At 62.8% G+C, this 12078-nt stretch carries 13 protein-coding genes; 7 read left to right on the top strand and 6 right to left on the bottom strand.

Annotation, left to right across the window (positions count from 1 at the left end; genetic code table 11):
• Nucleotides 1-82: 82 nt before the first annotated feature.
• Nucleotides 83-1027 (bottom strand): LysR substrate-binding domain-containing protein, encoded by a 945-nt coding sequence (locus tag PQ627_RS14120; protein ID WP_144662080.1) that lies wholly within the window; start codon nucleotides 1025-1027, stop codon nucleotides 83-85.
• A gap of 265 nt (nucleotides 1028-1292) precedes the next feature.
• Between PQ627_RS14120 and PQ627_RS14125 the strand changes: the two genes are divergently transcribed.
• The 5 genes from PQ627_RS14125 to PQ627_RS14145 all read left to right on the top strand — a co-directional run bounded on the left by PQ627_RS14125 (nucleotide 1293) and on the right by PQ627_RS14145 (nucleotide 6053).
• The gene (locus tag PQ627_RS14125) at nucleotides 1293-2081 is read left to right on the top strand and encodes a LamB/YcsF family protein (protein WP_274262002.1); all 789 of its coding nucleotides are present in this window, start codon (nucleotides 1293-1295) and stop codon (nucleotides 2079-2081) included.
• Between the two features lies 1 nt (nucleotide 2082).
• Entirely contained in the window at nucleotides 2083-2829 is a 747-nt protein-coding gene (locus tag PQ627_RS14130) for a 5-oxoprolinase subunit B family protein (RefSeq protein WP_274262003.1), read from the top strand.
• Nucleotides 2826-3839, top strand: coding sequence for a biotin-dependent carboxyltransferase family protein (locus PQ627_RS14135; protein ID WP_274262005.1), 1014 nt, complete (start codon nucleotides 2826-2828; stop codon nucleotides 3837-3839). The genes PQ627_RS14130 and PQ627_RS14135 overlap by 4 nt, the downstream gene beginning before the upstream one ends.
• Before the next feature lie 57 nt (nucleotides 3840-3896).
• Nucleotides 3897-5237 (top strand): MFS transporter, encoded by a 1341-nt coding sequence (locus PQ627_RS14140; RefSeq protein ID WP_144662084.1) that lies wholly within the window; start codon nucleotides 3897-3899, stop codon nucleotides 5235-5237.
• Nucleotides 5238-5303: 66 nt separating this feature from the next.
• Nucleotides 5304-6053, top strand: a complete 750-nt coding sequence (locus tag PQ627_RS14145; RefSeq protein WP_144662085.1) for an SDR family oxidoreductase — start codon at nucleotides 5304-5306, stop codon at nucleotides 6051-6053.
• A gap of 136 nt (nucleotides 6054-6189) precedes the next feature.
• Here the strand turns inward: PQ627_RS14145 and PQ627_RS14150 are convergent, their stop codons facing one another.
• The 4 genes from PQ627_RS14150 to purB form a co-directional block, all read right to left on the bottom strand.
• Complete coding sequence (locus tag PQ627_RS14150) at nucleotides 6190-6624, bottom strand: acyl-CoA thioesterase (protein WP_144662086.1); 435 nt, start codon at nucleotides 6622-6624, stop codon at nucleotides 6190-6192.
• Nucleotides 6625-6684: 60 nt separating this feature from the next.
• The gene (locus tag PQ627_RS14155) at nucleotides 6685-7188 is read right to left on the bottom strand and encodes a GNAT family N-acetyltransferase (protein ID WP_274262008.1); all 504 of its coding nucleotides are present in this window, start codon (nucleotides 7186-7188) and stop codon (nucleotides 6685-6687) included.
• Nucleotides 7189-7370: 182 nt separating this feature from the next.
• Nucleotides 7371-8027, bottom strand: coding sequence for a histidine phosphatase family protein (locus PQ627_RS14160; RefSeq protein ID WP_274262010.1), 657 nt, complete (start codon nucleotides 8025-8027; stop codon nucleotides 7371-7373).
• A 303-nt stretch (nucleotides 8028-8330) separates the two neighbouring features.
• Nucleotides 8331-9737, bottom strand: coding sequence for an adenylosuccinate lyase (gene purB / locus PQ627_RS14165; protein WP_144662089.1), 1407 nt, complete (start codon nucleotides 9735-9737; stop codon nucleotides 8331-8333).
• A gap of 166 nt (nucleotides 9738-9903) precedes the next feature.
• On the opposite strand from purB, the gene PQ627_RS14170 reads away from it, so the two are divergent.
• Nucleotides 9904-10215 carry a hypothetical protein gene (locus PQ627_RS14170; RefSeq protein WP_144662090.1) on the top strand — a complete coding sequence of 104 codons (312 nt, stop codon included), beginning with the start codon at nucleotides 9904-9906 and terminating at the stop codon, nucleotides 10213-10215.
• On the top strand, nucleotides 10215-11561 hold the full coding sequence (locus PQ627_RS14175) for a hypothetical protein (protein WP_274262011.1): 1347 nt from the start codon (nucleotides 10215-10217) through the stop codon (nucleotides 11559-11561). Before PQ627_RS14170 ends, PQ627_RS14175 begins: the two co-directional genes overlap by 1 nt.
• A 3-nt stretch (nucleotides 11562-11564) precedes the next feature.
• Here the strand turns inward: PQ627_RS14175 and PQ627_RS14180 are convergent, their stop codons facing one another.
• Nucleotides 11565-11993, bottom strand: a complete 429-nt coding sequence (locus PQ627_RS14180; protein WP_274262012.1) for a phage holin family protein — start codon at nucleotides 11991-11993, stop codon at nucleotides 11565-11567.
• Nucleotides 11994-12078 lie beyond the last annotated feature (85 nt).

Here is a 12078-nt window from a genome sequence, read left to right on the forward strand (position 1 = left end):
TTCGAATTTCTTCTTAATTCGATATTAGGAAAGTAAAACGGTTTTGAATAAGACCAATGCTGTCTGTCCGGATAAGACTTTGTTATGGATGCGCCGGCAGCTGCACAGGGTCGGTTCCGTACTTTGAGATGAGCTGTTGGTGCAGCATTTCCTTGACCACCAAGAGCACGGCCGAGGCTGCTTCGGACAGGGGCTCGTGGTCCGGGGTGCAGAGGGCGATCTTGCTCTGCAGCCCGGGCTCAACGATCCGCAGCACCTTGAAGTCCTGGTCCGGGAAGAGGGCGTCCGCGGCCGACTTGGGCAGCACTGTGCCGCCGAGGTTGGCGCGGATGAGCCTGGTCAAAGACGGCACGGATTCCACCTCGCCCACCAGTTTGAGTGGAAGGTCCTGGTCCGCGAGGCCCTTTTCGATGATCTGGCGCAGCGTGTGGTTCTTCTCGGGCAGGAAGAGGCCCACAGTGCTCGCTTCGGCAAGGGTGACCGTCTCCTTGCCGTGGTTCACATCGAGGTCCGGGTGGACCACCAGGTGCAAGTCCTCCACGATCATGGTGGTGAACTGCACCCCGCGGATCTTTCCGGGCTCGTAGATCAGCGCCATGTCCAAGCGCCCGTTCTTGATGGCCTCACTGAGGACACCGCCAAAAATCTCGGTCAGGTGGACCACGATGTCCGGGTAACGGCGGCCCACTTCCCTGATGATCTGGGGTGTGAGGCTGGAAGCCATGCTGTAGGGCGCGATAGCGATGGACACCCTCCCGGATGGCGCAGCGCCGGACGTCGCAACGTCCTGCCGTGCCTGCTCCACCAATCGAAGAATCGACTGCGCATGCCGGTACAACGTATGGCCCGCAGCGGTGGGTTCAACGCCTTGCTTGCTGCGGATGAGGAGCCTCTGCTTGAGGTCGTTTTCAAGCGCGGAAACCTGCTGGCTCAGGGCCGGTTGGGCGACGTGGAGTGCCGCGGCAGCTTTGGTGATGCTTCCCGAATCGACGATCTGGACGAAGTATGCGAGCTTTCGAGTGTCCATGCTTCTGCCTTCCTGGAGAGCCACGTCCCCGGGTGGCGTGCGTAGGAAAATTCTAGTCGCGTGGTGGATGCGACCCCTGCCACAGTACAGGGTGGCGCAGGTCATAACGGAGAGCTATTACGGGATAGCTAATAGGTCTTTGTGCCGCATGGATGAACGGTGCGAGACTTTTGGAAAGAACTTCAGGCAACACTTTGGAATCGCCAGGCGTTCACCATTTACCCGGAATTAAATTCCCCTGCATAATCCATGGAAAGAGAACCACGTGAGCCCGATTATTGATCTTGTAGCTGATCTTGGAGAGGGATTTGGCGCCTACACCATTGGCGACGATTCCGAACTCCTGGAGATCGTCACAAGTGCAAATATCGCCTGCGGGTTTCATGCCGGCGACCCTGACATCATGGCGGCCACTGTGGCTGAATGCGTTCGACGCGGAGTAGGCATTGGGGCCCACCCCAGCTTCCCGGATCTGCGTGGATTCGGCCGCCGGGACATGGGTCTTTCTGCAGGCGAAGTCCAGAACGATGTCCTGTATCAGCTGGGCGCACTGAATGGCTTTGCCGGATTCCACGGCACCAGGGTCACGCACCTGGCACCTCACGGCAGGCTTGGCAACCTCGTGGCTGTCCGCCCCGACTACGCACGGGCAGTAGCGGAAGCGGCGGCCCGAGTGGATCGTGAGCTGATTGTCGTGGCCCAGGACGGCGAACTGGCTTCGGCCTCGCGGGAGGCAGGGCTGGACGTAGCGATCGTGGGGATAGTGGACCGCGCCTACCAGGAAGATGGCACGCTGGTTCCCCGCAGCCAGCCCGGCGCGGTTCTGCACGATCCCGCGGAAATCATCGACCGTACCCTCCGGATGGTCGTCGACGGCAAGCTGCGCTGTGCCAACGGCGTGGATATGGATATCGACGTCGACACCCTCCTCCTGCACGGAGACAACCCGGGGGCTGTTGAACTGGCCCGTCGGATCCGAACGGAACTCACCTCCGCCGGTGTGCGTGTCGCCCCTCTTGCCCAGGTCATGGACGCAAAGAAGAAGGCGGCCTGACATGTCCGTGCTCTCAACGGCCCCCACCGAGGTCTACGAATCCGGTGACTCAGCACTGCGCGTGGTGGCCATTTCCGAGGCCAGCGAAGACAACTGGCTGACGGTCCACCGCCTGGCTGATTGGCTCGAAGGCTGCGGCGCCGAAGGTCTTCACGGTGCCGTACCAACCTACGACTCCGTCTTGGTGGAATTCGATCCGGTATTGGTATCGGCCCGCCAGGTGCGCGCCTTCGTCAAACTCGGACTCCTGGAACTTGCCCACGCCGATGAATCACTCAAGGCACCTCGTGAGTTCGACGTTCCCGTCGTCTACGGAGGGGAGTACGGCCCGGACCTGGAACGCGTCGCAGAGCACCAGGGAATCTCCGTCGAGGAAGTCATCCGCCTCCATAGCGAAAAGACCTACACCGTGCGCTGCCTTGGCGCGCCCGCGGGCTCACCCATGATGGACGGACCTGCCTTCCCCAAGCCCGTACCGCGGCTGAAGGATCCGCGCCTCAGCGTTCCTGCAGGTGCGGTGTCAGTAGCCGGCCGGCAGGCAGTGATCGCACCTGCGACCGCCCCCGGCGGCTGGTGCGTCATTGGCCAGACGCCCCTGTCCGTACTGAACATCCGGCGTGAACCCTTGGTCCCTTACAAGCCAGGCGACATCCTCAGGTTCAGGCAGATCGGCGCCGAGGACTTCAGTGCCTACGCCGGCCGGGACCTGGAGCCGCTGGCCTTGGAAAACCTGGAGCCGCAGCCGTGAGCGCCGGGATCCTGGTTCAGCAGCCTGGCAACTCCGTGGTCACGGACCTCGGCAGGACCCGGGGCCCACGCTTCGGCCTCCCCGTCAACGGCGCCCTCGATCAATACTCCGCAAGGGCAGCGAACATCCTGGCTGGAAACCTGGACAACGACCCCCTGGTGGAGATCACGGCGCTCGATTTCCGCATGAAAGCCAACACCGACCTCCTGATCGCCGTGACGGGTGCGCCACTTACCCTGACGGTAGGTGGACGCCCCTGCAGCCAGTGGGAGCCGGTCTCGGTACGCGCAGGCGAGTCGGTTTCCATCCGCGGAATCAACCGGGGCCTCCGCGCCTACCTCGCTGTCCATGGCTCGCTCGAGGCAGAGACGCTGCTTGGCAGTGCAGCCCCGGACACCGTTGTGGGCTTCGGGCTTCAGCTGAGGGAAGGCACCGCACTGGCCACCCGGCGCAGCGTCGGCCCCGTACGCCAGCCGTACTTCGACCTCCCCCTTTTCCGGCTTGGCCTCGAACGGCCAAGCATGGGCTCAGACTTGTCGGTCGATGTGACCGACGGGCCGGACGTTGCCGAGTTCGGCGCGTCCGGTGATCTGCTCTTCACTTCCGAGTACACCGTCAGCGGACGCAGCAACCACATCGGCCTGCGGCTCGGTGGGGAACTACCGGAAAGAACCTCCAGCGGTGAGGTGCTTTCCCGCGGCGTGCCAGTGGGCGCCGTCGAGGTCCCCTCAAGGGAAGAGCTGCTGGTACTGCACCGGGGACGCGGCGTCACCGCCGGGTATCCCGTTCTCGCAGTGGTTACCAGCACCGGACTGGATGTCCTGGCCCAGGCGCGGCCAGGGGACAAAGTCCGTTTTCGGAAAACCACAGTGGCAGAAGCAACTGCCGCCCACCGGCGCTCGCGGGCCCAGCTTGAAACCCTCCGCGAATCCGTCAACACCGTCTTCGGACTCCTTGGCATCGGATGCCGTCCCCAGTGGCAGGACCTGCCGGTTGCGGCATGCAGCTAAGGAACCCGTCGTAATACCTCGTAGGCGTTGCTACGCTCATCCCAGTAAGGAAAAGTCATGACCGCAAGCACCAACGCTGCGCCAACGCAGCATGAGCGGCTCACGGGCCGCCAAACCCGCAAGGTTGTCACCGCGGGTTGTGTGGGCATCTTCGTGGAACTGTACGACAACGGCATTTTCGCCTTCATGGCGGGAACGCTGGCACTCGTCTTCCTGGCCCCCGGAAACCCGGACAATGCCCTGCTTTTCGTGTTCGCAGGGTATGCGGTCTCATTCTTCGTCCGCCCGCTGGGTGCAGTGGTCTGCGGCTACCTCGGTGACCGGATTGGCAGGCAAAAACTACTGGTCTTTGTGATCCTGCTGATCAGCGTTGCCACGGCCGGTATCGGCCTGTTGCCCCCGTACGCCGCCATTGGCGTTGCCGCCCCCATTCTCCTGGTCCTCCTGCGGCTCCTGCAGGGCTTCTCCGTCGGCGGTGAAGCTGCCGGTGCCATGACGTTCCTCGCCGAGCACGCTCCCGAAGGCAAGCGCGGCATCATCACCTCCTACGCACAGATCGCCTCGTTCGCGGCGCTGCTGACCGGTACTTTGGTGGCTTATTCCATGTCGCCTTGGCTGACCCAGGCAGCGATCGACGGCGGCGGCTTCGGTTCGTTCGCCTGGCGCATTCCGTTCCTGGTCGCCATCCCCATGGGCATCATCGGCTGGTACATCCGCAAAGCCATCAGCGATACCCCCAACTTCGAAAAGCTGAAGGAAGAGGGCGGCCTCTCCAAGAACCCGCTCAAGGAAGCCTTCCAGTCCAAGGAACACCGCCGCGCCATGCTGCTGGCCCTCTTCATCCCGCTGATGAACGGCTCCGGCTACTACGTCCTGTTCTCCTACATGCCCACGTTCCTCAAGGGCAAGCAACTCAACTTCACCATCGGCGAGGCACTGCTTGTCACGGCCTGCAGCCTGGTTGTCATCTGCATCGCCATCCCCTTCATGGGCGCCCTGTCGGATCGGGTTGGCCGGAAGAAAGTCATCGCCGGTTCCGCCATCGCCATGGCTGTTCTAGGAATTCCCTCCTACGCCCTCATCGCCACCGGTGAGATGGGCTTGGCCATCCTCGGCGCCAGCATCATGGCCATCGTCTTCGCCGGCCACACCGCGGTGATCCACATTTTGATCGTAGAGCTCTTCCCCACCCGCGTCCGCTACTCGGCCTACGGCCTGGGGTACAACATCTCCTCGGCCCTGTTCGGCGGTACCGCCCCGCTGCTCATGACCTGGCTGATCAGCAGCACCAACAACATCTACATGCCGGCGTTCTACGCAGTCATCACCGCCCTCGGCACGCTCATCGCAGTGAGCACCGTCAAGGACCGTGCCCACGAACCGCTCCGCGACGCCTAAGTTTTTACCCCTGGCGGGTGCCGTCTTACTGATGGCACCCGCCCCTTCCCCGCCTTTGGAGGACCAATGTCTTTTTCCGACTACACCACCGCCCTCGTCACCGGAGCTTCCACCGGCATGGGTGCAGCCATCGCGGAGCGCCTGGCAAAGCGCGGACTCACCGTCCACGCCGTGGCACGCAACGCCGAACGCCTCGCTGAACTTGCCGACCGTACCGGAGCAGTCCCGCACGTGGTGGACCTGACCGACACAGCCGCGCTGGCCGCCGTCGTGAGTGAACTCAAGGTGGACGTCCTGGTGAACTGTGCCGGTGTTTCCCGCCCGGGCAACATCCTGGATTCATCGGAAGCCGACATTGATGAGCTGGTGGACGTGAACCTCCGGGGCCTCCTTCAACTCACCCGGCTGGTTCTTCCCGGCATGGTGGAGCGCGACCTTGGCCACGTCATCAACATCAGCTCGATTGCCGGTGTGTACAACTTCTACGGCCACACGGTCTACCACGCCACCAAGGCGGCAGTGCACCAGATTTCCCGCCAACTCCGCAACGACACCGTCGGCAAACGGATCCGCGTGACGGAGATCTGCCCGGGCCGCGTGGAGACCGAAATCTTTGGCCGCAACCTCGGCGGCACTCCAGAGGCCATGGAAGAAGCCTGGAAGACCTACTACGAAGGCTACGAATCGCTCACCACGGACGACATCGTCAACGCCCTGGACTACGCGATCGAAACCCCGCGGCACGTCAACGTTGGAATGCTCGAGCTCATGCCGACGTTCCAGGTCCCCGGCGGCTTGGTGTTCGACCGGCGCTGAGCCTGGTTCAGTCCAGCGCCCTTTAGGTTCCGGCGGCACTCGCTCCCGTCGCCGGAAATACAGGCTGGCGGCCGCGTTTTCGCGGCCGCCAGCACCCGTTTAAGGTTTGTATTCGGGGATTACGACGGCGGCCGGCTCAGTCTTCGTCCAACGTTTCCGTCAGGTGATGAGTCGGGATCCGGTCGCGGTCGTACGTGATTTCGGTGTAACCATGGGGCTGGGGACGCCCGTCCGAGCCGAGGTTGACGAACACGATCTCGTCGATGGTCAAGATGGCCTGCCGGGTGATCATGTTCCGGACTTCGGCACGCATGGTCAGTGACGTCCGGCCGAAGCGCTTTGCGGTCAGTCCCATCTCAATGAGGTCACCCTGGACGGCCGAGCTGACAAAGTTGATTTCAGAGATGTACTTGGTGACCGCGCGGCCGTTGCCCAATTGGAGGATGGCGTAGATCGCTGCCTCTTCATCGATCCACTTCAGCAGGCTGCCGCCGAACAGAGTGCCATTGGCGTTGAGGTCCTCGGGCCGCACCCATTTGCGGGTGCGGAAGGTGATGTCTGCTTTTTCCATAATCCGAGATTATCGAACCGGCGCAACCCCCTGCTGGATGTTGCGCCGGACATCCTCCTCCTAGGCCATGGCGGTGTGTGCCGCGCTGTGTGAATCGAGCCGCTTCGAATAGCAATACGACTCCTCGACGCCGACGTAGGGACCAAAGTTGGGCACCGCGGCAAAGCCCGCACTCTCATAGAAGCTGCGGCCATCCGACTGGGCCGAACCGGCCTCGGCTGCGATCACGGTGAACCCGTGTGAATGCGCCTGCGCTTCAAGCGCCGCCAGGATGGAGCTCGCGACTCCCGACCCACGTGCATACGGCACTACGTACAGCCGCTTGATCTCTGCAGTCTTTTCATCGAGCATCCTCAAGCCACCGCAGCCGAGTGGCTGCCCCGAGCATTTTTCGTACGCCACCACAAATACTGCGGTGTCAGCTTCCGACGGCGGCGGCCCGGGCTCGTGGTCAGTGCTTCCGAAGCGCGAATCCAGTTCTGCCTGCTGCGCGGCCCGGAGGTCGGCGCCCACGGGGTTGGCCCACGTGACCTGCCGGATATTGAGCCGGGGGTTGGTCTGCATTTATGCCTCAATTCGCCGGGTTTCGGGGAGGTGTCTATGCGTGTTAACCCTAGGGAGGCGGGGTTACCGTGGTGTTTCCTTCGCGTAAGCGTCCGGAGAAATGCTGGCTCGCCATGCGTTGTGGGGCCCGCTCTGCGCGCTTTTCGAAGCGTTTGGGGCGCACAGCGGGCCCCACAACGTCTCTAGAGGGCCTCGCCTGTCGGGTCCTCGGCGGTTTGGTCCGCCAAAGCCATGCCGCCAACAGGGATCTGGTCCCAATGCAGCACCTTCCACCCGTTTTCCGGGTCGCCTTCCAACGCCACGATTCCGGTGTTGGGCAACTGGTGCGTTTGCGCGAACGCGGTGTCGATGTCAGTTGCCCTGCGCCCCGCCCAGCAACGTATCGCCGCACCGTGACTGACGATCACTGCTGTCTGATGTCCGGCAGCGACCACTTCCTCCACCGATGCGTCGAACCGGGCAAAGAAGTCGTGTCCGTTGAACGCTCCGGGCATGCGGACGTCCAAGTCACCGTCCGTCCAGGCGAACACCGTGCTCATATAGCGCAGGTGCGACTCGTGATCTGTCTTCTTCTCCAGGCTTCCGGCCTCGATCTCGTGGACGCCGGCCAGAACCGTCGGTTGCAGGCCTGTGGCTTTTGCCAGCGGAACCACGGTGCGCTGGGTGCGGAGGAGGGTGGAGGTGTACAGGGCATCGATGGTTTCATCTGCCAGCGCTTCCGGCAGCGCGGCCGCCTGGCGTTCCCCGAGCGCAGTCAACCCTGGGCCGGGAAAGGCCGTGTCCAGCTCACCTGCCACATTGCCGGGGGTTTGTCCGTGCCTGACCAACAGGAGCTTCATGGTGCTCCGCTCCTCACGTTGTTTTTCCGGGGTGCTTCTTCCGGACTCTTCGTTCCAGCCCGGTAGCCTCCAGCCAATCAGCCGCCGGGGTCCTGAAACAGCCCGACACGCCGTGTTCTAAGGCTCGACGCCGGACGCGGTGAACAGCAACTGGAAAGGAGCGGCGCGTCCGGTCTCTGGGACGGTGCCGGATTTCGCTGGCACGACGACGTCCGGCTGAGCGGGCGGCCGGTTAAGCGCACGACGGCGGGCGGGGCACCCAGCCCCGCCCGCCGTCGTCGAGCGTTTTTCGCTGAAGTATGGCTACTTCAGGTGGTCCACCAACTTGTCGGCGATACCGGTGTACTTGCCCGGGGTCAGCGCAAGCAAGCGGGCTTCAGCGTCGGCGGAAAGCCCGAGGCTCTGGACGAATTCCTGCATGCGGGCGCCGTCCACGCGCTGTCCACGGGTGAGGTCCTTAAGGCGTTCGTACGGGTTCTCCATGCCTTCGACGCCGGCAATGGCCTCGGCGCGCATGACCATCTGGATGGCTTCGCCCAGGACTTCCCAGTTGGTATCGAGGTCGCCTGCCAGGACTTCCTCGGCGACGTCCAGTGCCTTGAGGCCCTTGGCGACGTTGGAGATGGCAAGCAGTGAGTGGCCGAAAGCCACACCGATGTTGCGCTGCGAGGAGGAATCGGTCAGGTCGCGCTGCCAGCGGGAGGTCACCAGCGTTGCGGCGAGGGTGTCCAGAAGGCCGTTGGAGATCTCCAGGTTGGCTTCGGCGTTCTCGAAGCGGATCGGGTTTACCTTGTGGGGCATGGTTGAGGAACCCGTGGCGCCGGCAACTGGGATCTGGCGGAAGTAGCCGATGGAGATGTAGCTCCAGATGTCCGTGCAGACGTTGTGCAGGATGCGGTTGAAGCGGGCGATGTCGGCGTACAGCTCGGCCTGCCAGTCGTGGCTTTCGATCTGCGTGGTGAGCGGGTTCCACGTGAGGCCCAGGCCTTCGACGAAGGACTTTGCCACAGCTTCCCAATCAGCTCCCGGCACGGATGCGACGTGGGCGGCGTAGGTGCCGGTGGCGCCGTTGATCTTGCCAAGGAACTCGGTCTTGGCGATGCGTGAGAGCTGGCGGTTCAAGCGGTGCGCGATGACGGCCAGTTCCTTGCCAAGCGTGGTGGGGGTGGCGGGCTGGCCGTGCGTACGGGACAACATGGGCACTGAGCGGTTTTCCTCCGCCATGGCCTCGATCTGCTTCACCAATGCAGTGGCGTTGGGCAACCAGACGTCCTCCACGGCACCCTTGATTCCCACTGCGTAGGAGAGGTTGTTGATGTCCTCGGAGGTGCAGCCGAAGTGAACCATGGCAGTCAGGTTCTCGATGCCAATGGCGGGCAGGCGGCGGGCGATGTAGTACTCGACGGCCTTGACGTCATGGACGGTGACAGCCTCGATCTCGGCGAGCTCATTGACCGAGGAAGCATCGAATTCGGTGACGATGGCGCGCAGCTGCGCAATCTGGGACTCGGACAGCGGGCCGGCGCCCGGAAGTACGGACTGGCTGGTCAGGTGGATAAGCCACTCAACTTCGACGTGAACGCGATCGCGGTTCAGCGCGGCCTCGGACAAGTAATCAACGAGGGGTGCGACGGCGGCACGGTAGCGGCCATCAAGGGCGCCAAGGGCCAGGGGTTCGGAAGCGAGGGACACACGAGGGGATTCAGCCATGGTCCCTATTCTTTCATGCCGGGCACAGAGGCCGGAGTCGATGACGGCGCTATGTGGATGAACGACAGGTTATCCACATACGCAACTTCATTCCTTCCTTCCGTGCCTGCCCATCCGTAGCGTTTTGGCTACCGATCAGCAGAACGACCACTGGAGTACACCCGTCATGAGCCTCGGCTTGATGCCTGCCGCCAATCCGCCCATCTTCGATCCTTCGGAATGTGCCTCCCGAAGCCACGAGGTCCAGCGGCTCGCATGGCGAATGAAGGATTGCGTTGATCAGGCAGACAGCGTCCTCGCATCGCTGCGGAAGCTGCAGTTGGACGACTGGCAGTCCCCGGCCGGCCGGGCCTTCCGGACCACACTTGCCGTCCATGCCTCCGCGCTGATGCGGACCAGGGAGAGGCTCGATGGCGCAGCAGCTGTGGTCCTTCGGCATTCGCAGAACGTCTCTGTCTCCGGTGAGAGGGGGAACTGATGGCCGACGCAGCCCCCATCGGGGCCGGAGCAGCACCGAGGCCTTCACCGCCGCCGCCGGATGGCAGCCTCCGCATTCAGGGAGGAGTTGGCGGGATCTCTTTCCAGCTCGACGAACTGGTGCGCGGAGCTGATCAGCTCGACGCCATGGTTGGGCAGCTGCTGGGTATCGAAGAAGAGGCACGTCGCGTTCAGGATGCACTTATGCCGTATCTGCCCGGCTCCTTCGAGTCAGGCTGTCTCGCCATCGACGAGGTAGCCGAAAGCCGCAAAGACGTAGGCCGGTTGCGCCAGGCCCTGGGCGACGTCAGCGCAAGCGTACGGGCCAGCCACCGGGATTATGTGGAAACTGAAGCGGGGAACACACGACTCCATCTTTTTGGGCCCGGGGCGATGATGTTCCCGGACCCGGGCCACCTCTTCCCCCTGGGCCGTGACCTCACTGAGGACATCTTGAACCTTGTAGTCAGCCCGGGTCTTGAAGCGGAGCAAGTACTCGGCCTCATGGTGGGCTCGCCGTTGCTGGCAGCCTTTCAACCCCGCCCGGTCAGCGTGACGAAGGTCGGAGAAACCGCCGAGGACGTGCAGCCTTCCTTGGCCGGGAGTCTCCGCCGCCTTGAGAAGGTCTACGACAGGAACAACGGCGAGATTGAGGTTATTGAGTTGGACAACAGCGGTTCATCTTCCTGGATGGTCCTGATTCCGGGCACGCAGCCCAATACGCCCTCAAGCAATCCTTTCGACATCCAGGGAATCGGCGAAGCAGTCGGCTATCGCTCCGAGGATGTCGCTCCCGCCGTCGCGCAGGCCTTGCGTGAAGCGGGGGCGGAGGCGGGGGACCAGGTGGTGGCGGTAGGGCATAGCCAAGGCGGCGTACACGCCATGAACTTGAGCCGGGACAAGGCGTTTCTCAGTGAATTCGACCTCAAATTTGTTCTCACTGCCGGGGCACCCGTTGGGGGCATCGTTCCAGAGCCCGGCATCAGTTCCCTTCACTTGGAGCACGTGCAGGACTGGGTTCCGGGAACAGATGGCCACATGAACCCGGACACCAAGGATCGGGTGACGGTAACGCTGACCGAGCACGTTCAGACGCCTGAAGGGGAAGGACCAGGCTTGGGCCCTGGGCACAACCAAGAGAACTATGCGAAGGGGGCCGAATTGGTCGCGGCCAGCGACGATCCATCACTAGTGGCATCCACTGCGGCGTTCGCGGGCGTGGTCGGAGCTGGCGGCGCAGCCAAGGTCACCAGGTTCAAGCTCACCCGTGATCCGCTCCCTGATCGTCGGAACGGCTTGACGGTTCCAGGCCTTCCCGAATCGCGTTCTACGGCTGGTTCCCGATGATTCCTACCGCTTGCGTGCGCCTGGAATGAGTCCCGCCACCATGGAGATGATGCTGATGATGATTGACGCGAGGATCGCAGTCCAGAAGAAGGAATCGAGGGTCAAATGCACCGGTGTGAAACTGCTCAACCACGCAGTGAGGTACAACATCGCCGCGTTGATCACGATCGTAAAAAGGCCCAAGGTCAGGATCGTCACCGGCAGCGACAGAATCTTCACCAAGGGGCGAACGAATGCGTTGACCACACCGAAAATGAGCCCGATAAACAGGTATCCCAGAATAATGCCGGCCGTGTCGGCGCCCTGCGTGAGCCCTGCATTTGCCGCTGCTGACTCCGTAGCGGTGGTGTTGATGTCCATACCTGGCAACAGCCAGGTAGCAACCCAAAGAGCCAGCCCATTAACAAGGACGCGGATGATGAATGAACCCATAGGTCCATCGTTCCACACGCACCTGTGCCCTGGCTGGGCGGCTCCCCAAGCCTCTGCGCTCGCGGCGAGGGTACAAGTAGGCTTG

Origin of the sequence: Paenarthrobacter sp. AB444 (assembly GCF_028736865.1) — a bacterium.
Lineage (GTDB): Bacteria > Actinomycetota > Actinomycetes > Actinomycetales > Micrococcaceae > Arthrobacter > Arthrobacter nicotinovorans_B.